At 56.5% G+C, this 25,748-nt stretch carries 22 protein-coding genes; 12 read left to right on the forward strand and 10 right to left on the reverse strand.

All coding sequences use genetic code 11. The features are described 5' to 3' along the window. Nucleotides 1-600 precede the first annotated feature (600 nt). The gene (locus tag ACYVHC_RS15925; protein WP_460614776.1) at nt 601-1,449 is read right to left on the reverse strand and encodes a DUF4382 domain-containing protein; all 849 of its coding nucleotides are present in this window, start codon (nt 1,447-1,449) and stop codon (nt 601-603) included. A 115-nt stretch (nt 1,450-1,564) separates the two neighbouring features. Continuing rightward, entirely contained in the window at nt 1,565-4,639 is a 3,075-nt protein-coding gene (locus tag ACYVHC_RS15930) for an AsmA family protein (protein ID WP_460614777.1), read from the reverse strand. 262 nt (nt 4,640-4,901) lie between these two features. Here ACYVHC_RS15930 and ACYVHC_RS15935 point away from each other — a divergent pair, with 262 nt between their 5' ends. After that, nucleotides 4,902-5,966, forward strand: a complete 1,065-nt coding sequence (locus ACYVHC_RS15935) for a PorP/SprF family type IX secretion system membrane protein (protein WP_460614778.1) — start codon at nt 4,902-4,904, stop codon at nt 5,964-5,966. Between the two features lie 68 nt (nt 5,967-6,034). Then, entirely contained in the window at nt 6,035-7,306 is a 1,272-nt protein-coding gene (gene gldJ / locus ACYVHC_RS15940) for a gliding motility lipoprotein GldJ (protein ID WP_460614779.1), read from the forward strand. An 85-nt stretch (nt 7,307-7,391) separates the two neighbouring features. Here gldJ and ACYVHC_RS15945 read toward each other — a convergent pair whose 3' ends face one another. Next, nucleotides 7,392-8,096 (reverse strand): ComF family protein, encoded by a 705-nt coding sequence (locus tag ACYVHC_RS15945; RefSeq protein ID WP_460614780.1) that lies wholly within the window; start codon nt 8,094-8,096, stop codon nt 7,392-7,394. Between the two features lie 196 nt (nt 8,097-8,292). On the opposite strand from ACYVHC_RS15945, the gene ACYVHC_RS15950 reads away from it, so the two are divergent. From ACYVHC_RS15950 to ACYVHC_RS15960, 3 genes are read left to right on the forward strand one after another with little or no spacing between them, the layout of a single operon-like run. Then, a complete protein-coding gene (locus tag ACYVHC_RS15950) occupies nt 8,293-8,670 on the forward strand; it encodes a carboxymuconolactone decarboxylase family protein (RefSeq protein ID WP_183401614.1) in 378 nt (125 codons plus the stop codon). A 2-nt stretch (nt 8,671-8,672) separates the two neighbouring features. Then, on the forward strand, nt 8,673-9,032 hold the full coding sequence (locus tag ACYVHC_RS15955; RefSeq protein WP_460614781.1) for a hypothetical protein: 360 nt from the start codon (nt 8,673-8,675) through the stop codon (nt 9,030-9,032). A 53-nt stretch (nt 9,033-9,085) separates the two neighbouring features. Next, nucleotides 9,086-9,856, forward strand: a complete 771-nt coding sequence (locus ACYVHC_RS15960; RefSeq protein ID WP_460614782.1) for an exodeoxyribonuclease III — start codon at nt 9,086-9,088, stop codon at nt 9,854-9,856. A gap of 74 nt (nt 9,857-9,930) precedes the next feature. Here the strand turns inward: ACYVHC_RS15960 and ACYVHC_RS15965 are convergent, their stop codons facing one another. The 5 genes from ACYVHC_RS15965 to thrA all read right to left on the reverse strand — a co-directional run bounded on the left by ACYVHC_RS15965 (nt 9,931) and on the right by thrA (nt 16,851). After that, on the reverse strand, nt 9,931-11,214 hold the full coding sequence (locus ACYVHC_RS15965; protein ID WP_460614783.1) for a protoporphyrinogen/coproporphyrinogen oxidase: 1,284 nt from the start codon (nt 11,212-11,214) through the stop codon (nt 9,931-9,933). 76 nt (nt 11,215-11,290) lie between these two features. Then, nucleotides 11,291-11,968: a c-type heme family protein gene (locus ACYVHC_RS15970; protein ID WP_460614784.1), complete on the reverse strand. Its 678-nt coding sequence runs from the start codon at nt 11,966-11,968 to the stop codon at nt 11,291-11,293. A gap of 112 nt (nt 11,969-12,080) precedes the next feature. Next, nucleotides 12,081-13,385, reverse strand: a complete 1,305-nt coding sequence (thrC, locus tag ACYVHC_RS15975) for a PALP domain-containing protein (RefSeq protein WP_460614785.1) — start codon at nt 13,383-13,385, stop codon at nt 12,081-12,083. Nucleotides 13,386-13,445: 60 nt separating this feature from the next. Next, entirely contained in the window at nt 13,446-14,384 is a 939-nt protein-coding gene (locus ACYVHC_RS15980; protein ID WP_460614786.1) for a homoserine kinase, read from the reverse strand. Between the two features lie 22 nt (nt 14,385-14,406). After that, nucleotides 14,407-16,851 carry a homoserine dehydrogenase family protein gene (gene thrA, locus ACYVHC_RS15985; protein ID WP_460614787.1) on the reverse strand — a complete coding sequence of 815 codons (2,445 nt, stop codon included), beginning with the start codon at nt 16,849-16,851 and terminating at the stop codon, nt 14,407-14,409. 487 nt (nt 16,852-17,338) lie between these two features. Here thrA and prfA point away from each other — a divergent pair, with 487 nt between their 5' ends. The 4 genes from prfA to ACYVHC_RS16005 all read left to right on the forward strand — a co-directional run bounded on the left by prfA (nt 17,339) and on the right by ACYVHC_RS16005 (nt 21,257). Beyond that, nucleotides 17,339-18,409, forward strand: a complete 1,071-nt coding sequence (prfA, locus tag ACYVHC_RS15990) for a peptide chain release factor 1 (protein ID WP_460614788.1) — start codon at nt 17,339-17,341, stop codon at nt 18,407-18,409. Between the two features lie 143 nt (nt 18,410-18,552). Further along, nucleotides 18,553-20,061 carry a hypothetical protein gene (locus ACYVHC_RS15995; RefSeq protein ID WP_460614789.1) on the forward strand — a complete coding sequence of 503 codons (1,509 nt, stop codon included), beginning with the start codon at nt 18,553-18,555 and terminating at the stop codon, nt 20,059-20,061. 92 nt (nt 20,062-20,153) lie between these two features. Further along, nucleotides 20,154-20,576, forward strand: coding sequence for a YjbQ family protein (locus tag ACYVHC_RS16000; RefSeq protein ID WP_460614790.1), 423 nt, complete (start codon nt 20,154-20,156; stop codon nt 20,574-20,576). 99 nt (nt 20,577-20,675) lie between these two features. Beyond that, nucleotides 20,676-21,257 carry a hypothetical protein gene (locus tag ACYVHC_RS16005; protein WP_460614791.1) on the forward strand — a complete coding sequence of 194 codons (582 nt, stop codon included), beginning with the start codon at nt 20,676-20,678 and terminating at the stop codon, nt 21,255-21,257. Nucleotides 21,258-21,336: 79 nt separating this feature from the next. Here the strand turns inward: ACYVHC_RS16005 and ACYVHC_RS16010 are convergent, their stop codons facing one another. Both ACYVHC_RS16010 and gpmI read right to left on the reverse strand, forming a co-directional pair. Next, complete coding sequence (locus tag ACYVHC_RS16010; protein WP_460614792.1) at nt 21,337-21,918, reverse strand: hypothetical protein; 582 nt, start codon at nt 21,916-21,918, stop codon at nt 21,337-21,339. After that, complete coding sequence (gene gpmI / locus ACYVHC_RS16015) at nt 21,911-23,458, reverse strand: 2,3-bisphosphoglycerate-independent phosphoglycerate mutase (protein ID WP_460614793.1); 1,548 nt, start codon at nt 23,456-23,458, stop codon at nt 21,911-21,913. Before gpmI ends, ACYVHC_RS16010 begins: the two co-directional genes overlap by 8 nt. 145 nt (nt 23,459-23,603) lie before the next feature. Here gpmI and ACYVHC_RS16020 point away from each other — a divergent pair, with 145 nt between their 5' ends. The 3 genes from ACYVHC_RS16020 to ACYVHC_RS16030 all read left to right on the forward strand — a co-directional run bounded on the left by ACYVHC_RS16020 (nt 23,604) and on the right by ACYVHC_RS16030 (nt 25,738). Further along, nucleotides 23,604-24,005 (forward strand): DUF4783 domain-containing protein, encoded by a 402-nt coding sequence (locus tag ACYVHC_RS16020; RefSeq protein WP_460614794.1) that lies wholly within the window; start codon nt 23,604-23,606, stop codon nt 24,003-24,005. 133 nt (nt 24,006-24,138) lie between these two features. Further along, entirely contained in the window at nt 24,139-24,999 is an 861-nt protein-coding gene (gene nadC, locus ACYVHC_RS16025; protein WP_460614795.1) for a nicotinate-nucleotide diphosphorylase, read from the forward strand. A 121-nt stretch (nt 25,000-25,120) separates the two neighbouring features. Then, a complete protein-coding gene (locus tag ACYVHC_RS16030) occupies nt 25,121-25,738 on the forward strand; it encodes a hypothetical protein (RefSeq protein ID WP_460614796.1) in 618 nt (205 codons plus the stop codon). The last annotated feature ends 10 nt before the right edge of the window (nt 25,739-25,748 follow it).

A 25,748-nucleotide genomic window follows, 5' to 3' on the forward strand; every position in this document is an offset into this window, starting at 1 on the left:
ACCGGCGGGAGAGTCGGTCGCCGCCAACCTTATCATTTGCCAATGCCCCCTGCGACTTCGTGCTGCAGGGGGCATTTGTATGTTACCCCCCACCCGGGTCCCTTTCGCCTCCCGCTAGCTGGCACAGCTTAGTGTATACCTCACGCTATTACTCTCGAGCCTAACGTCACTCCCAATTGGGGAAGGAGGGGCTGGAATAGGAGCACTTGCTGTTTAATAGATGCGGGTAGATTGGCGCTAGATCCTCATTATGGCTCTAGTCCTTCTTGAATCTGTAGATGCTGGGCAATTGCTAAGTTGCGAGCTTTTATAAGTTGTATGAGCTTAATAGGCATACACACCTTGGAGGCCTGTTTAGCTTTTCCTTACCTAAGTATATGCTTGGTCCTCGTAGGTGAGTTTGGCTTCCGATAGTTTAGTAGCAAGCTTACTATTTAATGAGTATACTATGTGCTGTCTCTCTCATTGAAGCATTTGGGCTTGAGCGTACAGTTGGTTATGATCTTTAAGTGAGCACTACCCTCAGTTGGTGTACGTTCCTCACGAAAAAGGCCCCGCTACAATTGTAGCGGGGCCTTTTTCGTGAGGAACAAAGATCTTCTACTCCGTCAAGGAAGTTTGTCCTAGGTCGGTTATCTTATCATTCGTGACCGTAATACCGGTTTTCGTAATCACTTTGTACGCTGCTTGGCCGGATGGTGCCGTCGTGGTCGGGAACAGCTCAACCCGGTAGGTGCCCGAAGGAAGCGCGCTCAACAGGAAAGCGCCAGAAGCATCAGCAGCGGTGCTGAAGGTATCAGGAACGGTTATGGATGAGCGAATAGCTAACACCTGTGGAAGAGCAGCAACCGGAGCCACCGTACCACGAATGCCACCTTTCAAGTCTTGGGCAATAACCCGGATGACAGGCTTTAGCAGGTAGCGCTCTTTCCTGTCGTTCCCGGTTTTCCAAGTGCCGCGTTCTACGATAGATTTAGCTACGTCGAAATCAAGGAGCAACTGGTACTTCTCCCGCTCGCGCAGCGACACATTGTTTAGCTTCAGCTTTACGCCCGAGGTCTGGCCGCTTGGTGTCTTGAGATCATAGCGCTGGCCATCACGACCGGTTACGTAGCTATCTGGGCCTAGTACCAACCGGATTTCCTTGAGGTCGCCGGGCTCAAAATCAGTGTCTACTAACAGCGCTGATTTGCCATTGACATAATCCAGCACATTAACGGTCTGCGCTTGAAATGGCAGCAACTCCCAGCCGTCAGGGTTATTCTCTTCTTTCAGGTGCACTTCAATCTGGCGAACGTCGAGCACCACGGCCTGGAAGTCGCCAGGAGCATCGGTGAGCCGCACTTCCAGCTTAGCAGCGCCGGAAGAGTTGTTGTTGTCATCGTTGCAGCCAGCTAACAGCAAAGGGGCTGATAACAGCGCGAGGGAGAGGAGTCGTGAGGGGATCATACAAAAGTTTAAAATGAAAAAACGGAATGTTCAGCCTCATACGCAGGGTTGAACATTCCGTTTCTGGCAAGAAGCTAGCCAAAATAGCTACTTCCGCGATATTAGCAAAATTATATTACCTCTGCTTAGTGCTGTCAGTGGCTACAGGCTCAGTAGGCTTTGTTTCGGTTGGTTTGGGCTCAGCAGGCTGTGCTTTAGGTTTGCCGAAAATCAGATTGTTGAGGCCTTGTTTGGCTTTGTCCTGGAGCTTGGCTTGCGTTTCGAGACGCTTCTTTTCAATTTCAAGCTGCGCCTTTTGGGTAAGTTCCTGCTGTTTGCGCTGGAGTTCCCTCTGCAGGCTGTCCTGCGCTACCTTGGCTTGGGCCTGAAGCTTGAGCTTGGCATCATCCACTTTGGCTTGCACCACGCTATTCACCAAATCCTTGGCCTGTGCTTTTACACTGCCGGTAGTAAGCCGCACCTGTGGGTTCGTAACGGTTCCGCCAATGGTAAGGCCTAGTGTCACGCGGTCGGTGCCCTGCAGGTTTTGTACGCCCGTAAGCTGAGTTAGCTGGCTATTGAGCTGGTTACCCAGCTTGCCTGTAGGCACATTCAGCGCCGTAACATACTCCAGCCCACCGGTACTGACGTTGTTGGAACCACCTATGGTCATTTTAATTTGACCCACAGTCAGGTCGAAGGGCTTCACTACAAAGTTGCCGTTAATGATTTCAGCAGCCACGTCTTTGTTGTCAACGGCGAATTTCTTGAGCTCCTGAAACTGGGTCAGAGAGCTAATCTTGTTCAGGACTGCGGAGTTGACGACAGAAGCCCGCACCACTTCAAACAGACCTTTGCCGGTGAGCGAACTATACAAGGGCATCATATCGGGGCCCATTTCACCGCTCACCTTAAAGTTGGTAGAGAAGATACCTTCCAAGCTGCCCGCTAGTGGTACTAGGGTCTTGATGGAGTTAAAGGCTTGGAAGGCGTTCTGGAAGTTCAGGTTCTTGATGTTCAGCCCCAAGTCAAACTTCGGATGAGCCAAATTCTTGCTGGAATAGCTGCCAGTAGTGGCAAAGGAGCCGCCAAGAGTATTAAACGTTAAGCCGTTGAGCAGCGCCACCTGGTCGCGCACCGTTATGGTGCCTTTCACGTCGTCGAGCTTCAGGTTGTCGTACACCATCTGGTTAACGGTGGTGTTCAGCACTAAATCAAATTCCTTCGGAATCTGTAATACACCTTCGGCTTTGGCCGGTGCCTGGCCGCTTGCGGCTACGGTTGGTTTCGCCGATACCTCGTCTACCATCCATTCATTTACATTAAAGCGCTGGGAGTTCACCGTCAGGTTGCCACGCAGGGGTTGGCCAGGCACAAAGAGGTAGCCCATGTAGTTGCTGATAGTGCCTGAGGCCGCTATATCCGACGAGCCCACGAAGCCCGTCATGTTCTGCAGCACAATCTTATCGTTGTTGAAAGTGGCCGTAGCGGCGGTTACTCGCATACCCTGCGGCAGATCGGTGCTCTTATAAGTAATGTTGCGGGCGTTAACAGTGCCCGATGCTACCACGCTTTGGTAACGGCCAGCTTCAATATCCGCCATGTTGCCTTTGGCAGCCACGTTACCATTCAGGCGTCCCGTAACCGTCATGCCTTGCAGCGGAAATATTTTGGTGAGTTTGGTAAGGTCTACTACGCCTTTCACATCCGTATCAAAACGTAGCTTATCGACGCCCTGTGTGGCCACGCGGCCTTCCAGCGGCTCACCATCCAGCAGCATCCGGAACTGCGGAATATCCACGCGGGTGTCATTGAGCAAGCCCGTTGGGTTGGTGACCGTACCGGTAAGGGTCAGGTTTTCAATGGGGGTAGGCAGCTGCTTGGCTTTTACGTAGCCGTTGGTTAGGTTCATTTTGGCCTGTACCACGGGCATCTGGGTTTTGGAGTAGATACCCTTCGCTGTGCCATCCACGAACAGCTTCCCACGTAGCAACAGGTCCTGCACTGGATATACCTTCATCATTTCAGCCAAGTCCACGTTGGCTTTCACGCGGCCATCTACTTTCATTGGCTCCAACCCATCAATGCTCACGTTGCCATCAATCGGGTTGGTGCCGAGGTCCAAGTGAAACTGCTTGACGTTTACTTTCACGTTGTTGGTAAAGCCCGAGGGGTTATCGACCACCATATCCACGTTGATGTTGCGGGCGCGCTGAGGCAGCTGCGGATATTTAAAGCTGCCTTCCTTCACTTGCAAGTTTATACCGTAGCCCGGCATCTTCACCTCATTCTGGGTGCCTTTGAAATAACCGTCAAACGCTACCTTACCGGTGGCCTCCATGTCCTTGAACTGGTTGGTATAGGCGCCGGGTACTAGGCTCAGAATGTTCTTAAAGTCCGTTTCCAGGGCTTTAAACGTCAGGTCATACGTAATGTCGGTGGCGTTGGGTAGGCCAATAGTGCCCTGGAAAGTGGCAGGGAAGTCGTTCAGCTTCACCTGGTTGTCCTTGAAAGTGAACAGCATCTTTTCCAGGTTCATGGCCAGCGTCACATCGGCGTCCAGCTTTTTGTTGCTGATGTATTCGGTGCCATCATATTGCATCGAGAAGCTTTCTGCCGATGTCTGGCTCACCATATCGAAAATATTCTGCTCGAAGTCGCCAGAGCCGGAATGGGTGATGCCGCGCATTTGCATCCCGAACGGAATGCTTTGGTCATCGTAGCGCAGCCGGCCGTTGTTCATCTGCCAGCCCTGAATGGCTAGGTTCACGGCCGTGGTATCCTGTCCTTTCGAGGCAGCTGCGGAGTCTGATACATATACATCCCAGTTGGCGCGGCCACTTTTCAGTACGCGCAGGCTCAGGTCAGGCTGCTCCAGGGTAATGTTCTTGATCTTGATCTGGTTGCCGCTGATAACGCTCATCAGATCTAGGCCTACTTTCACCTGCGGGAGGTAGGCTAACGTATCGCGGGCAAACGAATCCTGACCGATGACACGCAGTTGGTCGATGCGCAGAGCCAGATCGGGAAAGGAGCTGAGCAGCGTTACATCCACATTCGCCGGATCGTACTGCACGGTGGCCCGCACGCGCTGGGCCAGTTGCTGATCGAAGGCGGCCTTGATTTTATCTTTGAATAGCACCGGCGCCAGCGCCAAGCTGGCAATCAGTACTACCAGAAAAATCAGGAGCCCGACAAAGAATTTACGCATAGTGGTAAAGGAAAAGAGCGAGGGATACAGACCGATTAAGCAAAAAGCGGCGTACGCTTACTTTATAAAAGTACTAGGGCAAAAGTAGTGCGAAACCCTTGCCAGCTTGGGAAGTAAAGGGAAAACCAAACTTTATAAGTGAAAAAACGCGGCAACAAGCCTGCACAGTACCGGCAAGCCGAGAAGAATATCGTATGTTCAGGAAGTAAGCACGCCATAGGATGTACCAAAATACCAGAAGCTGGCGTTACGCAACCTACCTATGCTGACGCTTTACCTGCCCGTTGTGCCTAGTCTGCCGCGCTGCCTCCGCCGCAGGAGGGGCTGGGCCTTTGCGGCCGGACTAACCCTAGGGGCCACCTTTGCTGCCCAGGCGCAGGACTTGTATTTCGCTCAGCCGTATGCCAACCGCATGCAGGTAAACCCAGCGTATACGGGCCTGCTCGATGATTACAGCGTCACGCTAAGCTACCGCAACCAGTTTCCTACGCTGGCCGGCTCGTTCCAGACCAGCCAATTGGCCGCCGACTACCGCCTGCAGAATCAGCGCAGTGCTGTGGGCGTGCTCGTGAATTACGACCGGACCGGCGGCGTGGGCTACACCCGATTTCAGGCCGGCGGGCTATATGCCTACCATTTGCGGTTAAATGAACAGCTGAGCTTAAGTGGGGGAGCCTCCCTAAGCTATGGTCTTCAGCGCGTGAGTTACGGCAACCTTATATTCGGTGACCAGCTCTCGGATGAAGGAACCGTAAGCGACTTTAGCTTGGAAGTGGCCGACTACAAGCCTGTGCATTATGTCACGGCTTCGGTGGGCGGGCTGCTGTATGGTGAGCGGTTCTGGATTGGGGCAGCGGGCCATCATCTCAACCAGCCCGACCTAGCGTTTGTAACTCAGGCTAGCCTGCCGCTACGCCTAAACTTCCAGGCCGGCTACAAACAGTACTTTACCCGCACGGCTACTACAGCTGAGTATCGCGAAATTAGTTTGTCGCCGACAGTGAATTATACCCGGCAGGGCGAGTCACAGCGAGCCGAGGCCGGATTATACTTTACAGCTACCCCCATCACGATAGGAGCCGTGTATCGGGGCGTGCCATTGCCGGGGGCTAGTAAGCCCCAACAGGTCCTGACGGCCATTGCTGGCGTGAGTGTGGGCAGTTTTCGGCTCGGTTATAGCTACGACGTAAGCTTCAGTCAGTTTAGTGCAGATTTAGGTGGCGCACATGAAATTTCTTTGGCCCTTCGGGAGTTTGATTCGCTGGAAGCAGCATGGCGCCGACTAAAACGACGGAATTACCCATCGATTCCTTGCCCAGCCTTTTGAAAATTTGTATTATTGCAGCCGACTTGCCTTGTCTAAACGCTTTTCTAACAGGTAGTTTCAACTTGATCATGAATTTTTCCAAGTACCTGCGCTTTGCTGTAGTGGGAGCCTGCGCACTGGCAGCCTGTAAAGGCGGGCCGCCCACCGCGACCAAACCCGGTAAGTACAGCTCCACGACGGGCATAGAGTACAACACCGAGGAGGGAATGATGGTATCTGATTACCAAGGCATTCCGGAAGGTCCTGGGTTGGTGTTCATCGAAGGAGGCCGCACGGTGCTGGGCTCTTCCGAAGAGGACATCGCCATGACCCACGACAACTTGGAGCGTACCGTTACGCTGGCCTCGTTCTACATGGATGAAGCCGAAGTAGCGAACATTCACTGGTTGGAATACCTGCACTTTGTGCGGAAGGACTCCGCTGAAGAGTTCTACCAGTCGGCTTTGCCTGACACCACCGTATGGGCCCGTGAGCTGTCGTTCAACGACCCGTACGTTGATTACTACCTGCGTTACCCCGGCTTCCGCTACTTCCCTGTGGTGGGTGTAAGCTGGCTGCAGGCCAACGACTATTGCACCTGGCGTACTGCTAAGGTGAATGAGAAGCTGGCTGGTGAAGGCGACGAAGGCGGTAGCAGCAAAAAAGGTGGTTTGTTTAGCCGCAAGAAAAAAGGTGGTGATGCTGCTGAAGGCACTACCGATGACGAAGGCAAACCAAAAGTTTCCATCGAGAACGGTAATACGTTGCCTAACTACCGCCTACCTACCGAGGCGGAGTGGGAGTACGCTGCTCAGGCACTTATCGGTACGCAGGAAACCGGCAACGAAAACCAGGAGAACAAGCGCATTTACCCATGGGATGGCCGCCAGGTGCGTAACCCCCACGGCAAGAAAATGGGTGAGTTCCTAGCCAACTTCAAGCGCGGCCGCGGCGACTATGCCGGTATTGCTGGCTCGCTGAACGATGGCGCCATGATTACGGAGTATGTATACGCCTACCCACCAAACGACTACGGCCTGTACAACATGTCAGGCAACGTAAACGAATGGGTGCAGGATATTTACCGTCCGCTCTCGTTTGAAGATGTGGAAGATCTGAACCCCTTCCGTCGGAATGGCTTCCTTGACCCCGCTGAGAAGTACGATAAGAACCCTAACTCGTTGGGCAAAGGTGGCTACCAGTCACTCATCGACGACCACGTGCGGGTGTACAAAGGCGGCTCTTGGCGCGACGTAGCCTACTGGCTCTCGCCCGGTACGCGTCGTTTCATGGCCGAAGACTCGGCTACGGCTACTATCGGTTTCCGTTGCGCGATGATCAACGCTGGTTCGAACAAGTAAGCTGGAAGGCAATACTATTAACACAAGAAAGCCGCCCCACCCCGGGCGGCTTTCTTGTGTTATAAGGCCTAGTGAAGAATTGAGGTTATCGGTCGGCGGTAGCAATGGTGGCAATGCTGACCTCAGCGGCACCGGAAGCCAGCAAAGTGGCGGCACACGCTTCAAGGGTCGCGCCAGTTGTCAAGACATCATCAACCACCAAAATACGTAGCCCTTTTATGGCATCAGGCTGGGCTACCTCAAATACGTCGGCTACGTTATGCCACCGCTGCATGCGGTTCTTTCGCGTCTGTGAATCGGTGTGCGAGGTGCGCACGAGGGCATTAGCCTGCCAAGAGCAGCCCAGCCCTAGGGCCATACCGGCCGCAAAGCTATCGGCTTGGTTGTAGCCCCGCGTAGCCAGCTTGCGGCGGTGCAGCGGAACCGGAACTACTAGGTCGAAGCTGGAGGCAAACCCGGCATCATGTAGCTCCTGTCCGTACCACTGGCCCAGCACGCGCCCTACTTCCTGTTGGCCCTGGTATTTGAGTTGATGTAGCAGATGCTGCACGCGGCCGTGCTTCTGAAACCGCAGATAGCTCAGGGCGTGGCGCACCGGCAGCTTTCCCCAAAACCGGCGCGCCAGCGGATTTTCAGCGGGCGGGAGGCGGTGGTAATCGGTATAAGGCAGTTGAGCCCGGCAACCGGTACAGATAAGGCCCTCACCGCGGGCCACGGGCTCTTCACAGGCCAAACAAACCTGCGGAAAAACTAGGTTAACAAAATCGGCAAGTAAAGCAGGCAACCCCATAACAGCTAGTTGGATATCAAAAGAAGGCTAGTGGCTTACGAGAAGGTGCTGCAGTCCGTGCGTGGCACTGGCGAACTTCTCCTTAATTTTAAGGTTTAAAGCTGAATCCGGAAACACTGTCCTAGGGTCTCCATCGGGCTATACCTATCAGGCCCGCGGTGGGTTCAGCACCTTCTCACGCAACATACAAACCTATATGAGTCTCGTTTCAGAGTTCAATGACTACCGCCAGCGCATGAATGAAAAAATCATGGCGGCTGATAACAAGGTAATTAAGCGGTTTTTTAACCTCGATACCAATACCTATCAGGAAGGCGCGCTCAATGTAAAAACCAAGGAAATGCTGGGCCTAGCCTGCTCCATGGTATTGCGCTGCGACGACTGCATCAAATACCACCTCGGCAAATGCTACGAGGAAGGCATCAACGATGAGGAAATTTACGAGGTGTTTGCCATTGCCAACCTGATTGGCGGTAGCATTGTGATTCCGCACTTCCGCCGGGCAGTGGAGTACTGGGAAGCCCTCAAAGAGGAAGCAGCTGTGGCAGCTCCACCTCATTCGCACGACGCGTAGCTATGCTCGATCCTCAGGAAACGGAAGCGCAGTTTGAGCATCGGTGGTGGGAATTGATGACGGAGCTGCGGGAGCGGTTTGGGAAGAAACCCGACCTGAATGCGCTGCTGCTGCTCATTGGCGTGCAGGAGCTTGGCCAGGGGGCGGGCCCTTTCACGAAAGAGCAAAAGCAAGATCTGATGCACATTGCCACGTGCCGGCTATTCAGCCTCTCTGGCTATTATGAGCTGGAGAGCGTGGACGCAGAAGGGTGGCCCCACTTTCGGCTGCTGCGCCCCGTGCCCTTTGCCAGCCTGAAAGAGCAGGAACGGATGCTCAAGTGGCACATCTTGGAGTATTTCGCAGAGATGAGCGGCGACTAAAGTGCCCGTGCACTGGTCTGGGTTTGGGTGCTAAAAAAGCGTATTGCGTACACATGAATATCATAACCTACAACGTAAATGGGTTGCGCTCGGCCCTGAGCAAAGGGCTGCTTGACTGGGTGCAAGAGGCCAACCCAGATGTGTTGTGTTTGCAGGAAATAAAAGCCGGGCGTGAGCCGCTGGACGTATCGGGCCTGACGGCACTGGGCTACCACGCGTACCTACATCCGGCTCAAAAGCCGGGTTATAGTGGGGTGGCTACGTTTTCCAAACAGCTGCCGCTGGCCGTAACGGAAGGGTGTGGCAACGGGCTGTACGACGAGGAAGGCCGCGTATTGCGGCTCGATTTTGCTGACTGCTCGGTGCTGAATGTGTATATGCCCTCCGGCACGAGTGGCCCCGAGCGGCAGGCGTTTAAGGTGGAGTGGCTGCATTTCTTCCGGCGCTACGTGCAGGAGCTGCAGCAAGCCGGCGCCCCGCCGCTCATTATAGCCGGCGACTTCAACTGCTGCCAGCGCGATATTGACTTGCATAACCCCAAAGCCAACCAGAACAGCCCTGGCTTCACGCCGGAAGAGCGCCAGTGGTTTAAAGACTTTCTGGCCGATGGCTTCACGGATTCCTTCCGACATCATCACGGCGATGCACCGGGCCACTATTCTTGGTGGACCTACCGAGCCGGGGCCCGTGCCCGCAACGTGGGCTGGCGCCTCGACCACCTGCTAGTTGATATTGCCCTGCAGCCGCGTATCGAAGAGGCTCATATGCTGCGGGACGTGATTCACTCCGACCATTGCCCGGTTCAGCTAGTACTTGGGGCCTAGCCTAGTGAAAACAAAAGTCCGCTGGTACTCTGCGTAAAGAGTGCCAGCGGACTTTTTTGTAAGCTATACTACGCTCAAGTGCTAAGAATAGCCTCCGCAACCTCGCGTCCGGAGGCCATAGCAGCATTAAGCGACGGATAGGCCGTGTAGTCGCCGCAACGGTACAGGTGGCTGTGCAGCTTCAGGAACTGACGAGCCGGCTGGCCGGCGCCATACACGGGCAGCGCGTGCGCAATGGCATACGTGCGCAGATGGCGCCATTGCGCAGCGTCCGGCCCAAACCAGGCTACTAGCTCCTGCTGCAGCCGAACCGTAAGGGCCTCTTCCGTCAGGCCATGCTCGCCGTGCGTGCTCACGGATACTAGGCGTTGCCCGGCCGGAGCGTACTCCGCCGATACATCGGTAGGAAAGGCAACGTTATGAGCCAGGCAATCGGGGGCGGAGTTGAGCCGCAACAGTTTATCGGGGCGCGCCTTGGGAGTCGGGGCCGCAAAATAGGTGCAGGTGGTGTGTCGCCACGTTATATCTGGGGTTTGAGGCTGCGCGCTGCCTAGCAGGCGCGCAGCGGCCTCACCGTCTAGCGCTACTACCACGGTAGCGGCCGCAATGGTTTCGCCGTTGGCCAAGCGTACGGTGGTGCCTTCAATGGCCGTAACGGGGGCACGTAGGCGTACGGCGCCGGCTGGTAGCCGCGTGGCTAGCTGCTCCGGAATCTGCTGCATGCCCAAGGCTGGTACGGCTGCTTCGCCTTCTACAAACTGCTTGAACACGAACTCAAAGAAATTGGCCGCCGTGCTCAAACCGCGGTCAAGAAAAACGCCGCCGAAAAAGGGGCGGAAGAAATTGTTGATGAACTGCTCGCTCCAGCCATACTCCCGCAAAAAGCTCAGCGTATCGAGCTGGTTTGTGGCGTTGCGGCTGATGAGTTGCTCGCTGGTGAACCGGCGCACGTGCTGCACCATACTCAGCACCCGTAGCTTATCAGGAAGAGTGCCTACGCGAGAGGTAAGCGCCGAAAAAGCCGCCGTAGGTTGCTGCAGCGGGTTTACCAAGGTGGTTTCATGCCCATCGGGCAGCCGGATGACGGCCCCGGACTTAAAGGCCTGCAACTTCAGCGCGCCGTAGTCCAGGAGCCGCTGCACCTCGGGGTAGCGCGTCTGAAGCACCTGAAAGCCCCGGTCGAGGCGAAACCCATCGGGCGTAATATCCGTCCGGACGCGGCCGCCGACGGCATCACTGACTTCGAGCACCAGCACCGGTTGGCCCGCGCGATGCAGGTAGCAGGCGCAGGTTAGGCCAGCCATGCCGGCCCCAATAATTACAATAGGTAGTTGAGAGGAATTAGCAGCAGTAGTCATACCCTGCCCAAACTGGAAACCAGGGCAGAAGGTTAGGACCCGAGCCGAAGCTAGTACCGGAATATGCTGCTGGCGCCTAAAACAGAGGCTTCCGCTTCTTCATCACTTTGCGGGTTTTCATTGTCCAGAACTCCGCTACGCCGGGCCGCTGGAAGCTTGCGCGCCACACGCCCATGGTTTGGCCCAACTGATACCCCGTAGCCTGATCCTGCGGGTATTGCTTTCGAATAAGTGCATAGTCGCCGGCAGAAATATCCTTGCCTGCTTCGCCGTGGCAGCGCAGGCACACGGCATCAGTCAGGACTAGGGGTCGCTGATAGGTAAACTCTTCCGTGGAAGGGCGGGCTACGCGACGGGTCGTGTCGGCAGCGTCGAGCTCGGCGGCAGTTAAGGCAGCCCGATGCAGTGGGTCGCGCGGCCGCGGGCTCACCCAACTCAGCGAGGCCTTCAGCACCTTAGCCAACGAATCAGTAGCCGGAAGCTTGTTGGGGTGGCAGTAGGTTAGGGCCGCGGCCACGCCGCCTTCCTGCAGTTTCTGGGCTAGCAGCTGGCGCAATTCTCGGTCGGCGGTGTTCGTGAGTGAGTCGCCGGCCCAGCGGGTGGCCCGGAGCAAATCCTTGGGCATAATGCGCTTCACCTGCCAGTTTTCGGCCTCCACGGCTAGCTCTTTGGTGTTGCTGAGGTGCTCAATCTGATCAGGGCGGCAGGCGGGGAGCAGGGCTAGTAGGAAAGCGGCGCGAAGGATAGGACGCATGGCAGCACAGAGGTTTGGGAACAGCAAAGGGACAAACTCCCCGGCACTCAACCAAAAGATACGCCCAGATGATTTAGGGTTGCGGGCCACTAGGGTCGAAAAACAGGAAAAGCTAAGCCGTTTCCCACAGATACGTTCGTAACGCTTCGTAATCGGGCTCCAGCTGTCTGCTTATCTTGGGCTGCTGCATCAGGTGCTGCAGCGCAGCAGGCACGGGCACCTGCTGGCCAGTAGCCGGCTCCACCGCATCCGGAAACTTCACGGGATGCGCCGTCTCCAGAAACAAGCCGTGGGCTTCGGGGTGCTGACTGAGGTAGTGCTGCAGGGCTACGTAGGCCACGGCGCCGTGAGGATCGAGCAGGTAGCCGGTTTGCTGATGCACCTGCGTAATAGCCGCGCTTGTATCGGCATCCGAGACAGAATAGCCGCTGAGCAGCTCCCGAATAACTGGGTACTCATGCCGGAACAGCTCTAGAATCCGCCCGAAGTTGCTGGGGTCACCTACGTCCATGGCATTGGAGAGCGTAGCCACGGCCGGCCGCGCACTGTACTGCCCCGAGGCCAGGTAGGCGGGTACGGCCGCGTTGGCATTGCAGGCAGCTATAAAGTGTGCCACCGGCAGCCCCGAAACGTAGGCCAGCAATCCGGCGCATAGGTTGCCGAAGTTACCGCTGGGTACGGCCACTACCGGCGGAGTAGCTTTTTGCTGAAGCGCCTGTGCCACCCCATAGCAGTAGTACACCTGTTGTGGGAGCCAGCGTGCCACGTTAATGGAGTTGGCGGAGGTAAAGCGTCGCCTTTGCATCAGCTCGGGGTCGCGGAAGGCTTGCTTTACTAGGCGCTGACAGTCGTCGAAGTTGCCGCGCACCTCTAGGGCAGTTATGTTCTGGCCCAGGGCGGTGAGCTGCTGTTCCTGCACGGGGCTTACCCGGCCCGCGGGGTAAAGAATCACGACTTCCACGCCCGGCACGCCCAGAAAGCCGCTGGCCACGGCGCCGCCCGTATCGCCGGAAGTCGCCACCAGCACCGTAACGGGTTGGGTTTCATGACGAGAGAAGTAACCTAGGCAGCGGCTCATAAACCGGGCTCCCACATCCTTAAACGCCAGGGTAGGGCCATGGAACAACTCCAATGTACTGATCTGCTCCGTAACGGGCGCCAGCGGAAACGGGAAGTTCACGGTTTCGGCACAAATGCGACGCAGTTCTACTGCCGGAATGCTGCTGCCCACGTAGGGCGCTAGCACGGTGTAGGCTATTTCTGCCGCTGATAGCTGCGCCAACTGCTGCACAAAGCCCGCCGGAAAGCGCGGTATAGTTTCGGGGAAGTACAGGCCGCCATCGGGGGCTTGCCCGGCTACCGTGGCCGCCCGGAAATCAACGACATCAGACTGCCGGTTGAGGCTGTAATAGCGCATAGTATTCTGTTGATGAATGTTTTGTATTTCCTGCGTGGTGCTGGCCCGACCCGAAACCGACTAGGCCTCTCTGACCTGACAACCAGTTGGGTTGATGGTCGTCAGGTAGGTGTGATGATCCAGCCCAAGGCGTTGGTAGGTGCCCTGCATCACGGCTTCCACGGCGCGGGCCGTAGCCTCATCCTGACTCAGCATAAACAACGACGGGCCAGAGCCAGAAATGCCGCCACCCAGCGCTCCGGCCGCTCTGCTACACTCCTTCACCTCTTGAAACCCCGGAATAAGAATACTGCGCACCGGCTCCACAATCACGTCTTCCAGAGAACGGCTGATCAGACCGTAATCATGCTGCAGCAGGCCCGCCACCAAGCCGCCCACATTGCCCCACTGCCGAATGGCATCCTTCAGGGCCACTTCCTGCTTCAGAATCTGGCGAGCATCGGAGGTTTTTACCTCAATCTGGGGGTGTACCACCGTCACGAACAGGGGCGGGAAATCTAGCGGTATGATGTCGGGGGTGGGGGTAGTGGCCCGAATGAGCGTAACGCCTCCGTAAATGCCCGGGGCAATGTTGTCGGCATGGCGCGCTCCTGAGGCCACTTCTTCGCCGTACATGGCAAACTCAATCAGCTCGGGCTTGCTGAAGCGGTGGCGGAGCAGATAGTTCAGGCCCACCACGGCTCCGGCGGCGCTGGCCGCGCTGCTGCCAATGCCGCTGCCCGGCTTAATGGTTTTGCGAATGCGCACTTCCACGCCCAGTGGTTCTGGCACGGCCCGCAACATTGCTAGTAGCGCCGCCCCGGCCACATTACGCGCCGGCTCGGTTGGTAGGTGAAAATCGTCTTCGTTGATAAGTACTACCCCTGGCTGGTCGGTTAAGCGTAGCTGCATCACGTCGTTGGGTTCGTGCAGCGCAAACCCGAGCACATCGAAGCCGCACACCACGTTGGCCACGGTGGCCGGGGCCAGAACAGTTACGGAGCGGGAAGAAAAGGTCATATAGTATAAGTCAGAGGAGCTACTAGGACGGGACGGCCCGCAGGATATCAGCAAAGACGCCCGAGGCCGTTACCTCAGCCCCCGCCCCCGCCCCTTTAATTACGAGCGGCTGCTCCAGGTAGCGGTTCGTGTAGAAAAGCACAGCATTGTCCTTGCCCTGCAAGGAGTATAAATCATGGGTCGGAGTGAGAGCCTGCAGGCCCACGCGGGCCCGGCCTTCGGCGTAGCTGGCTACAAAGCGCAACTTGGCACCGTTGGCGGCGGCCGCATCATATAAGCCACGGAAGTGTGGTTCGTGCGCGGCCAGCTGCTCATAGAATGCAGGCACATCACCTACTAAGCATGCGGCGGGTAAAAATGGCTCGATCTCTACATCCTCCATTTCCAGGGTTTGGCCGGCCTCGCGAGCTAGTATCAAAATCTTACGGGCCACATCAACGCCAGTTAGGTCTAGGCGCGGGTCGGGCTCGGTGTAGCCTTCGGCCTGCGCCTGGCGTACCACCTCAGCAAAGGGTCGGGTGCCATCATAGTTATTGAATACAAAATTGAGCGTGCCGGAAAGCACTGCCTCCATACGCTGTACTTCGTCGCCGCTGCGAAGCAGGTCGTTGAGCGTCCCGATGATCGGCAAGCCGGCCCCCACGTTCGTCTCGAACAGGAAGCTCGTGTTGAATTCCTGCGCCTGGGCTTTCAGCTGCGCATACTCCTGGTAGGCTGCTGAAGCGGCCACCTTATTGCAGGCTACTACTGCCACGCTGCGCGCCAGCAATGCGGGGTACACCTGGGCTACTTCCGGGCTGGCCGTTACGTCCACGAACACGGTATTGCGCAGGTTCAGGGCTAGTAGCTCATTCGTGAGGATGGCCAGATTCAAGGGTTGCCCTGCCTGTAGTGCCGACTGCCAGTTAGCCAAATCAATGCCTTCTTCTTGAAGTACGAACTGTTTGCTTGTTGCCAGGCCTACTACCCTCAGGTTCAGTCGCAAACGCTCCAGTAGCCACTGCTGCTGGCGTGCCAGCTGCTCCAGCAGTTTCCTGCCCACGTTACCCACGCCCGTCACTACCACGTTCACCTGCCGAGTGGTGGCTTCAAAGAACGTTTCGTGGAGCACGTTCACAGCCTTGCGCACGTCCTGGTACCGGATAACCGTGGAAATATTCTTTTCTGAGGAGCCCTGCGCAATGGCCCGGATGTTAATTCCATTTTGCCCCAGCGCGCTGAACATGCGGCCACTGATGCCGGGATGATTTTTCATCTGCTCGCCTACCAGCGCCACAATGGCCAGGTCGTCTTCGCAGTACAGCGGGTCGAGGCGGCCGGCACTGATTTCACCTGCAAATTCTTCATCGGCTGCTTGCCGGGCGCGGGCGGCTTCCGGTGCACTTACGGCCACGGAAATAGAGTGCTCCGACGAGCTTTGGGTGATGAGAATCACGTTGATTTGCTCCCGGGCCAAGGCTGCAAACAACCGCCGCGAAAAGCCCGGAATGCCTACCATACCGCTTCCTTCCAGCCGCAGCAACGCCACTGGCCCAATGCTGGAGAGCCCCCGAACAATGGCGTGGTTACCAGGCGAGGCTACTTCTACCAGGGTTCCTTCGGCTTCGGGCGCGAAGGTGTTCTTAATCCAGAGGGGAATGCCCGACCGCATGACGGGCTGAATAGTAGGCGGATACAGCACCTTAGCCCCGAAGTGCGAGAGCTCCATGGCCTCCTGGTACGAGATGCGCGGAATGGGTCGGGCCGCCCGCACCAAGCGCGGGTCGGCGGTCATCATGCCGCTCACATCCGTCCAGATTTCAAGCCGCGAGGCACCTAGGGCGCCGGCAAAAATGGCTGCTGTGTAGTCGGAGCCGCCGCGGCCCAGCGTGGTGGTGCTGCCATCGGGGGCGGCGGCCACAAAGCCGGGGGCCACATACAGCCGCACTTCCATTCCATTCACGGCGGCTTGTATTTGGGGAGTGGTCGTGGCAAAATCTACGGTGGCGTGGCCGTATTTGGCATCGGTGCGGATAAGCTGGCGGCTATCCAGCCACTGGTGCGGGGTGTTTCGGGCCGCCAGCCCCGCCGCCACCACCCTCGACGACAGCAATTCCCCGTAGCTTACCAGCCTATCTAGGGTTCGGGCCGAAAGCTCCCCTAGGGAATAGATGCCGGTGCAGATGCTTTCCAGCTCGTTGCAATGCGTTTTCACGAAGCTCAATACCCCGCTCTGGCCCGTAAGTGGGAGCAGGTCGCGTACTAGTTCCAGATGACGCTGCTCCAATTCCAGGAGCAGCTGCCGGTAGCTGTCATCAGCAGCAGCGGCGCGCCGACCCGCCGTAATAAGGGCATCCGTCACGCCGCCCAGCGCTGACACTACGACCACCGTGGGCTCACGCTGGGCAGCGGCTTCGGCCAGGTCCAGTACCCGCCGGATAGTATCGGCCGTTGCCACTGACGAGCCTCCAAATTTCAGCACCTGCATAGTTTCTGTGTTCAGTTAAACATGAAAAAGCCCGCGTCGGCTCGGTGGCTCCTTGTAGGGAGCGTACCGGCGAGGCGGGCAGCGAATCAAAAGAAAAAGGGATTCCGCGGCCCGCTTAGCGGGTTGTAATCACGGTTGTCCCTGTCCCCATCAAGGTGATGGGTAGTGCGCGGGTGGAAGCATGGAAGGCACGAAGCAAGGCCATGAGCGCGGGGTTGAGGACTGCAAAGTAGGAATTTTTTGAAACGATAAACGTTTGAACTATAAATAATTCGATTTTCTGTGGAGAAGCAGCTAGCAAGCCCGCGGCTGGTTCAGAGCCCAACAGGAGCTAGTAGCAGACGCCCAAGAGCCTACTGAAAAGCCACTGCCAAAACCAGCCGGTTCCGGCAAGTTGCTAGCGGTTCTCTTACAAGTGGTTCCGCCGTATTTATGGACGGATTCGTTTCCGTACCTTTGCACTCCCAATACATTTTCTGAAGGCAAGATGCTAGACAAACTGGAGGCCATCCAACGGCGCTTTGAGGACGTGAGCGAACAGCTCACCCAGCCCGAAGCTATGAGCGACATGAAACGCTTCAAGGCCCTCAACAAGGAATACAAGGACCTCGGCAAAATCGTGACCGAGTACAAGGCGTATCAGAACGTGCTGGCCAACATCGACAGCACCAAGGAGGTAATTGCTACCGAAAAAGACGAGGACTTCCGGCAGATGGCGAAGGATGAGCTGGAAACGCTCTATCCGGAGCAGGAGCGTCTGGAAACTGTTATCAAAGAGCTGCTGATCCCGAAAGACCCGAACGATTCCAAGGACGTAATCATGGAAATCCGGGCCGGAGCGGGCGGCGACGAAGCGGCCATCTTTGCCGGCGACCTGCAGCGTATGTACATGCGCTACGCCGAAAAGAACAACCTGCGCATGGACCTCATTGATGCCACTGAAGGTACTTCGGGCGGCTACAAGGAAATTATTCTGGCCGTGAAGGGTGAGGACGTGTACGGCAAGCTCAAGTTTGAGTCGGGCGTACACCGCGTGCAGCGCGTGCCGGCCACGGAAACCCAAGGCCGCATCCATACTTCGGTAGCTTCCATTGTGGTCATGCCGGAGGCGGAGGAACTGGACGTGCAGATTGATATGAACGACGTTCGGAAGGACCTGTTTATGTCGTCGGGTCCTGGTGGTCAGTCGGTAAACACCACGTACTCCGCCGTGCGCCTCACCCACTTACCCACGGGCCTAGTGGCACAGTGCCAGGACCAGAAGTCGCAGCTCAAAAACTTCGACAAAGCCTTGCAGGTACTTCGCTCGCGCCTTTATGAGATTGAGCTGGCCAAGAAAAACGAAGCGGAAGGTGCTACGCGCAAAAGCATGATTGGCGGCGGCGACCGTTCGGACAAAATCCGGACCTACAACTACCCCCAAGGCCGGGTAACCGACCACCGCATTGGCTACACGGTGCACAACCTGGCCAGCGTAATGGAAGGCAACATCGATGACTTTGTAGAGCAGCTGCGCCTAGCAGAAAGCGCTGAGCGCCTGAAGGAAGGCGTGGGGTAATACGCCTCTTGTTTGACCGTTTGTCATCCTAAATGTACCTGATAACCGGCTGAGGTTTAAACGAAACTACACGGTAGTAACGCCTAACTTCAGCTGGTTCTGTGGTATGTTTAGGATGACTTTTTTTACTCCCAAGCCTTGCTATGCGCTTTCTCCTTTCGTTGCTTGTGTTTCTGTCGGCAGTTACGGTGCTGCTTCCGGGCTGCGAGCCAAAGGAAGACATCGTCACGAATGACAGCAGCGCTAGGCTCGAATTTTCGCTCGACACGGTTAAGTTCGATACGGTGTTCGTGACGGTGGGCACCGTGAGCAAGCGCCTGTGGGTGTACAACCGCAACGCCCGTGCCGTGCGAGTGTCAGAAATCAGCATTCAAAACCGGCCCGGCGTTACCTACAGCCTGCTCATCAACGGCGATGCCGGCCTCAGCGCCCGCGACGTGGAAATCAGGGGCAAAGACAGCCTACTGGTGCTGGTGCGTGCCACCATCAATCCCACGCCCACCGATGTGAAGCCCTTCTTGGTTATCGACGACCTGCGCTTCCGCACCAACGGCAACGACCAGGACGTGAAGGTGCTCAGCTACGGGCAGAACGCGTATTTTCATGATAACGAGCAGATAACCAGCAACACTACTTGGTTGGCCGATAAGCCCCACGTTATTTATAACTCCGTCCTAGTTGATTCGGGCGCGGCGCTGACCATTGAGGCCGGGGCCCGCATTTACTCGCATGCCGGCTCCTTTCTGGTGGTGCGTGGGCAACTGCTCTGTAACCCTACGTTCAGGCCAGCCGGTGAGCTTAAGCCCAACGACCCCAACTTTGTGCGCTTCCAGGGCGACCGGCTTGAAGCGCAGTACGAGGAAACACCGGGCCAGTGGGGCGGCATTGAGTTCGACCCCAGCAGCCACGACAACGTGGTGCGCTTCACGGAAATCAAGAACAGTGCGTTTGGGCTGCTGGTGTATAACCCACTTAACCGGCAGCCGAGGCCTAGTGTACTGGTCGAGAACAGCTTGATCCGGAATATCTCCAGCGCCAACGGTGGCTTCTCGCTGGAAGGCGCGGGCATTCTAGGCATATCCGGCGACTTCACGGTGCGCAATACCCTAGTAGCGAACTGCGAGCAATACGCCTTGTTTGCTGTACAGGGCGGCCAGTATCAGCTCGACTACTGCACCATTGCCAACTATACTACCCTCGCCAACCGCCAAACTCCTTCGGTGCTGCTAGCCGATGCCATCAAGATAAACGGCGTACTTCAGCCTGCTGCGGCGCCCCGCCTCACAATGCGCAACAGCATTGTGTGGGGAAGCATGCGGGAAGGGGAGGAGCTGGAGTTCAGCAATGGAGAGCAATATGCCAGTAACATCAGCATCAGCAACAGCGTGCTCCGGACCCGCAAATACAACAACACGGGACCGCTAGGGCAGCAGAAGAATGAGAACCTGTTGAATCCCGCAGAAGGCCCGGCTTACCTGTTCAAGAGCACTCCTTTCCGCTTTCGGGGCCGCACTCTCGATTTTCAGCTCGATACTCTTTCGCCGGCCAGCAACAAAGCCCGGCCGCTCCCCGGCCTGACCACAGACCTGCTCAACCGCCCTCGCGACCCCTCGGCGCCGGATATGGGGGCATATGAGCGCAAGAACCCCTAATAAGCTACCTCAGCGGGCCAGCTCATGAGCGGTTTATCAACTTCTGAGGCCTAGTAGCCTGCGCCTTCTTTCAACTACTGAGCTTTACTAGTATGCATTTCTATCAGAAGCGGTTGCGGCTGCCGGCCGTGAGCCGGGGCTTTCATTTGATTACTGATTTGCTGCTGGCCGAGCTGCCTGAGCTAGAGCAGCTGAAGATGGGTACGGCTCATTTTTTCATTCAGCACACGTCGGCCAGCCTAAGCATCAATGAAAACGCTGATCCTACCGTGCGGCACGATTTCGAGCAGTTCTTTAACCGCACCGTGCCGGAAAATGCACCGTATTTCCGCCATACCCTGGAGGGCTCCGATGATATGCCAGCGCATATTAAAGCAAGTTTACTAGGCCACGCGGTGAGCATACCCATCAGCAACGGAACCCTGGCCCTCGGCACCTGGCAGGGCATTTATCTGGGCGAGCACCGCAACCACGGGGGCCGCCGCTGGATATTGGCTACCTTGATGGGGCAATAGCTGCAGTCGGTGGGCAAAACACAGTAGTTGAGCGGAATAGTTGGGAGTGGCTGGGCCATACCCCCGAAATTTGCGTATAGGGCCAAAAGCTCCGTTGCCATGTCTGCTGCCCTGTTTTTATCTGCTACCAAAGCCGTTTCGGCCGTGTCGCTCACTGCGGCGCTGTTGTTGCAGGCTGGTGTAAGCAAGGCCGCCGACACTCCGACAGCCAAATCCAGGCAGACTACCCCACAAACCCCGCCTAACCGGCTGGCACCCGCTGCTCCGGTTGCCACACGCATTGTTCGGCTCACCAACGACTCCCTGGCGGGTCAGCCATTCGGCGCCGAGCCAACCGTGCAGGAGCTGTTGGCGCATGGTGGTAAGGTAGTGGCCCGCAAGCCGTTGCGAAATATGTACGAAGCCGGGCAGATCGATACTATTCTACTGGTACGCCATCAGGGCAATGTATTCGAGTTTTATCGGGCGCCGGAGAAAGACCTGCTGCGCGATGCTACCATTGTCAACTTTCAGCCTGCTTATGGCCGCCGGTTGCGCACCCGCCTCGAGCCTGCCTGCCGACCCGCCCGCGCCAAAGCCAGCCGAGTACGCATCGGCGACACGGAGCGCACCAACTACGTTTCCGTCATCTACCAAAGCGGCCGCCTAAGCGCCGTACACGTAGAGCCGTACGTAGATTAAGCTTACACTTGGTTAGAAAGCATAAAGGCCTCGCTCTGATAAGTATCAGAGCGAGGCCTTGCGTTTACACGGCAGCTGGTTACTTTATTTGGCCCTGCACGGCGTAGTGCACTGAGTCAAACAGAATGAGTTTCTGCACACCTTCTACGCGGTAACTGCTCAACAATCCGTTCTGGCAACGGATTTCCAGCGTTTTGGCAGAATATACCAGCGGGTTATCCTGGGCAATGGTGGCCGTAAGCTCTTGAACAGCAGTTTCATTGCTCACCACTGTGAGCTGGGTAACCGGGTGTTCGGTGCTAGGCTGACGCCGATACACGCGGCGTGTTAGGCCCTGTGCAGTGGTAGTAGAGTCCAGTTGGTACAGGCCCCGCAACGCCGGCTTGTTGATGTCGGCCTGTTGAAATATCTGTAGTTCTTTGCTCCAGTCGGGCGGAGTAACCTGGGTTACCTCTTGTTGTCCATTGCGCAGCAACACCTGTTTTTCAACTGGCGGCTTCCGGCCATTGAGCAAGCTAGTCTGCTGCTCCAGAAAGCCCATTAAATCGAAATACGAGGGCCGACGGTTAGCCGGGTTAGTACGCATAGTGGCGTCCTCGCCGGGGCTGCAAGCCGCCAACAAGGCTAGGGCAGCCACTACGCCGGCATACCGCTTACGCATTCGGGGTGGTTGCGGGCCGCAGCAAACTCACGCCGCCCATAACTGCCGGCTGTGGAAGACCCATCAACTGCAACACGGTTGGGGCAATGTCGCCCAGCTTGCCATCGGCCACGGTGCCTTGGTAGTCGTTGCTGGCAATGATGCAGGGTACCAGGTTGGTGGTGTGCGCCGTGTTGGGGGTGCCGTCGGGGTTAATCATCATGTCGGCGTTGCCATGATCCGCAATAATGATGCAGGCGTAATCCGAGGCCAGAGCTGCTTCCACGACTGCTTTAGTGCATTCATCCACGGCTTCCGCTGCTTTTACAGCCGCTTCAAATACCCCGGTATGGCCTACCATATCGGTGTTGGCAAAGTTCAGCACAATGAAGTCGGCAGACTTGGCCTGCAGTTCCGGTACTAGGGCGTCGCGCAGCTCAAAGGCACTCATCTCAGGCTGCAGATCGTAGGTGGCTACTTTAGGAGATGCGCGCATGATGCGTTTTTCGCCCTCGAACTCCACTTCACGGCCCCCGGAAAAGAAGAACGTTACGTGCGGATACTTCTCGGTTTCGGCAATGCGGATCTGCGTTTTATGGTGCGCGGCCAGCACTTCGCCCAGCGTTTCTTCCAAGTTATCCTTCTCGAAGATGGGAGTAACGCCCACGAAAGTGGCGTCGTAGTTCGTCATCGTGAGGTAGTGCAGGTTCAGCCGGTGCATTTCAAAGGCGTGGAAATCCTGCTGCGTTAGGGCCTGCGTGATTTCGCGGCCTCGGTCGGTGCGGAAGTTAAAGCAGATCACCACGTCGCCTTCCTGAATAGTAGCCATGGGCAAACCATCGGCGCCCACTTTTACAATCGGCTTCAAAAACTCGTCGGTTACGCCCTCTTTATAAGAGTCCAGCATGCTCTGGATCAGGTTCTGAGAAGGTGCGCCTTTGCCGTTTACCAGCAAATCGTACGCGAGCTTCACCCGTTCCCAGCGGTTGTCGCGGTCCATGGCGTAGTAGCGCCCTACAATAGAGGCAATTTTGCCACTGGCGCCACGCTGCAAATGCTGCTCCAAGTCGTTCACGTAGCTCACGCCACCTTTGGGGTCGGTGTCGCGGCCATCGGTAAAGGCATGAATAAACACGTTATGTACGTCGGCATCGTGCGCTAGGGTGCACAAGGCCTTCAAGTGCTCGATGTGCGAGTGCACGCCGCCATCGGAGAGCAGGCCCATCAGGTGCACCGGTTTGTTGTTGAGGCGGGCGTATTCAAACGCTTTAGTGAGTGCCGGCATCAGGCCCAGTTTCCGCTCCCGGATGGATTTGTTGATGCGCACGAGGTCTTGGTACACTACCCGGCCGGCCCCAATGTTCATGTGGCCCACCTCAGAATTGCCCATTTGCCCGTCTGGCAGCCCTACGGCCTCCCCAGAGGCTTGCAGGCGGCTGTGGGGAAAGCGCTGAAACAGCGAATCGACGAAAGGTGTACGAGCCTGATCAATAGCCGAAACCTCTTTATTCTGCGCCAGACCCCAGCCGTCCAGAATCACCAACAATACCTGTTTGTTCATGGAAGCAAAGATAGGCCAGATGGGCCAAAAAGCCCGCATTTTCCCTAACTTGGCCCCAAGGCAGCAGGGCAAAAGGGCGGAATAAATAAGTGGTGCCAAGTTGGCATAGTTTTAGCGAACCCCATGACGAACTCTTTACGCTAGCATGAAACGCAACTTCTTTTTGGCCTTCGCCCTGGTGTGGGGCCTATTGCTGTCGATGGGGGCCTTGGCCCAGGGCGAGGCGTTTGTCCCCGTTCGTAATGCCATCCGCAGCTCTTCCTCGCGTGATTTGGCTCAGCTTTTCGCCCCTTCCGTCGAGCTAAGCTTCGATGGTGACAAGCAAAGCTACAGCGCTACTCAGGCTGAGTTCGTGATGAAAGACTTCTTCGCGAAACACTCACCTGCCTCTTTTGACTTCATCCACTATGGTGGCAGCAACGAAGGTACGCCCTACGCAGTAGGCAAATATGCTGGCAAAGACGGTGCGTATCGCATGTTTGTCAAAATGAAATCGGCGGGCGGCAGCATGAAAATTGCCACCATCGACTTTACTAAAGAAAACTAGCTGCTCCTGATTTTAGGACTAAAAAAGCGCGCCGCGGAACCCTTCCGCGGCGCTTTTTTGTGTCCTGAGTAGTCTGGCACGGGCTTTCCGAAGGAAGGGCTACGAAACGGCCCCTTTTTGCTATTTTTGCACCGTGCAAAACCCCCACTACCTCACCCCGGAAGCCTTAACCACCTTTATCCGTACGGCCTTGGCCGAAGATGTTGGCGACGGCGACCATTCGGCGCTATCGGCCATTCCGGCAGATGCCCGTAACCGCGCGCACTTGCTTATAAAAGATGAAGGAGTATTGGCTGGTGTAGAGTTGGCGCGGCATATTTTCCGGGAGGTAGACACTGACCTGCACATAGAAGTCCGCCTACAGGATGGTGCCCGGGTGGCCTATGGCGATATTGCCTTTACCGTGGAGGGCCGCGCACAAAGCATTCTGACCGCGGAGCGCTTGGTGCTCAACTGTATGCAGCGCATGAGTGGTATTGCCACGCACACGGCCCACTTGGTAAGCCTGCTGGCCGGCACGAAGGCCCGTCTGCTTGATACCCGCAAAACGACCCCCAATTTCCGAATGTGTGAGAAGTGGGCGGTGCTGATTGGCGGCGGCTTAAATCACCGCTATGGACTTTTTGATATGATTATCCTGAAGGATAACCATGTGGATTATGCCGGTGGCATTCGGCAGGCCATTGAAGCCTCGCGCGCGTACCTGACCCGCACCGGCCGGCAATTGCCCATCGAGATAGAAACCCGCAATCTGGCTGAGGTTCAGCAAGCCGTAGAAACTGGCGGCATCGACCGCATCATGCTCGATAATATGGCGCCGGCGCAGTTGCGCGAGGCCGTGGCCCTAGTAGCCGGCCGTTTTCCGCTGGAAGCCAGCGGAGGAATTACAGAAGAGTCTATTGCAGAAATAGCGGCTACCGGCATCGATTACATTTCCGTGGGGGCCCTGACGCATTCTATCCAAAGCCTCGACATGAGTTTGAAAGCGTACTAGTTGAAGAGAAAGAATCCGACGGCGTGAGCAGAGCACTTCCGGCTCTAACAAGACCTAGCCATCATTTCTTTTACCCGGCTGCGCATTCACTACATACCGCACATTTACCCATTACCCACAGATGCAACTTCCTAACCAACGTGGCGGCTACCGGCAGCAAACGCAGCAAGGCTCCTCGCCGCTGGCCATCCGCACGAAAAAGCACCAGCTTGATACCAACACCTACACTAACCTGGCCATGGCTCGGGTGTGGCGCAAAGAGTGGTGGTATGCTCTCATTCCGTTTGCGGTTGGCCTACTGCCCGTCGTGATTTGGCATTCGTGGTGGTGGTTGGCGTCGGCGCTGGTACTTACACTGCTGTTTGTGCTGTTCCGCTCAGCCCAAGTGACTGGGGTGGCCCAAATGGAGCAAACCAAGCCACTGTTCGAGAAAGTGGGCTATGAGTTTGACAACAAGCAGATTGTGCTGCGTCGCAACGAGAAAGAAGGCATGCGCCTGACCTGGGATATGATTGGCGATGTAAAGCGCGAAGCCGATGGCTATTTGCTGTCATTGCGGGCGCCGGAGTTGCCTCAGGAACTGAAAGGCTGGCGCCTCTGGATGGCCAAAACCTTTGATACGCCCATTTTCCTGCAAGTGCCCGACCGCATTTTTAACTCTGCCAACGACCAGAAGCTGTTTGACGCCATGCTGCGGCGCAAAAATCTGCTTCCCGGCGGTGGTACGGCCGCAGCCTAGCGCTCCGCGT

The sequence above is a fragment of the Hymenobacter seoulensis genome (assembly GCF_054780535.1).

What these genes read in the sequence shown, in the direction of transcription:
- prfA (WP_460614788.1), top strand. Translation starts at nt 17,339, where the DNA reads ATGCTAGACAAACTGGAGGCCATCCAACGGCGCTTTGAGGACGTGAGC.
- ACYVHC_RS16020 (WP_460614794.1), top strand. Translation starts at nt 23,604, where the DNA reads ATGAAACGCAACTTCTTTTTGGCCTTCGCCCTGGTGTGGGGCCTATTG.
- ACYVHC_RS15970 (WP_460614784.1), bottom strand. Translation starts at nt 11,968, where the DNA reads ATGCGTCCTATCCTTCGCGCCGCTTTCCTACTAGCCCTGCTCCCCGCC.
- ACYVHC_RS16000 (WP_460614790.1), top strand. Translation starts at nt 20,154, where the DNA reads ATGCATTTCTATCAGAAGCGGTTGCGGCTGCCGGCCGTGAGCCGGGGC.
- thrC (WP_460614785.1), bottom strand. Translation starts at nt 13,385, where the DNA reads ATGCGCTATTACAGCCTCAACCGGCAGTCTGATGTCGTTGATTTCCGG.
- ACYVHC_RS16010 (WP_460614792.1), bottom strand. Translation starts at nt 21,918, where the DNA reads ATGCGTAAGCGGTATGCCGGCGTAGTGGCTGCCCTAGCCTTGTTGGCG.
- ACYVHC_RS15955 (WP_460614781.1), top strand. Translation starts at nt 8,673, where the DNA reads ATGCTCGATCCTCAGGAAACGGAAGCGCAGTTTGAGCATCGGTGGTGG.
- ACYVHC_RS16005 (WP_460614791.1), top strand. Translation starts at nt 20,676, where the DNA reads ATGTCTGCTGCCCTGTTTTTATCTGCTACCAAAGCCGTTTCGGCCGTG.
- ACYVHC_RS15935 (WP_460614778.1), top strand. Translation starts at nt 4,902, where the DNA reads ATGCTGACGCTTTACCTGCCCGTTGTGCCTAGTCTGCCGCGCTGCCTC.
- ACYVHC_RS15925 (WP_460614776.1), bottom strand. Translation starts at nt 1,449, where the DNA reads ATGATCCCCTCACGACTCCTCTCCCTCGCGCTGTTATCAGCCCCTTTG.
- ACYVHC_RS15960 (WP_460614782.1), top strand. Translation starts at nt 9,086, where the DNA reads ATGAATATCATAACCTACAACGTAAATGGGTTGCGCTCGGCCCTGAGC.
- ACYVHC_RS15930 (WP_460614777.1), bottom strand. Translation starts at nt 4,639, where the DNA reads ATGCGTAAATTCTTTGTCGGGCTCCTGATTTTTCTGGTAGTACTGATT.
- gldJ (WP_460614779.1), top strand. Translation starts at nt 6,035, where the DNA reads ATGAATTTTTCCAAGTACCTGCGCTTTGCTGTAGTGGGAGCCTGCGCA.
- gpmI (WP_460614793.1), bottom strand. Translation starts at nt 23,458, where the DNA reads ATGAACAAACAGGTATTGTTGGTGATTCTGGACGGCTGGGGTCTGGCG.
- ACYVHC_RS15950 (WP_183401614.1), top strand. Translation starts at nt 8,293, where the DNA reads ATGAGTCTCGTTTCAGAGTTCAATGACTACCGCCAGCGCATGAATGAA.
- ACYVHC_RS16030 (WP_460614796.1), top strand. Translation starts at nt 25,121, where the DNA reads ATGCAACTTCCTAACCAACGTGGCGGCTACCGGCAGCAAACGCAGCAA.
- ACYVHC_RS15965 (WP_460614783.1), bottom strand. Translation starts at nt 11,214, where the DNA reads ATGACTACTGCTGCTAATTCCTCTCAACTACCTATTGTAATTATTGGG.
- ACYVHC_RS15980 (WP_460614786.1), bottom strand. Translation starts at nt 14,384, where the DNA reads ATGACCTTTTCTTCCCGCTCCGTAACTGTTCTGGCCCCGGCCACCGTG.
- ACYVHC_RS15995 (WP_460614789.1), top strand. Translation starts at nt 18,553, where the DNA reads ATGCGCTTTCTCCTTTCGTTGCTTGTGTTTCTGTCGGCAGTTACGGTG.
- thrA (WP_460614787.1), bottom strand. Translation starts at nt 16,851, where the DNA reads ATGCAGGTGCTGAAATTTGGAGGCTCGTCAGTGGCAACGGCCGATACT.
- ACYVHC_RS15945 (WP_460614780.1), bottom strand. Translation starts at nt 8,096, where the DNA reads ATGGGGTTGCCTGCTTTACTTGCCGATTTTGTTAACCTAGTTTTTCCG.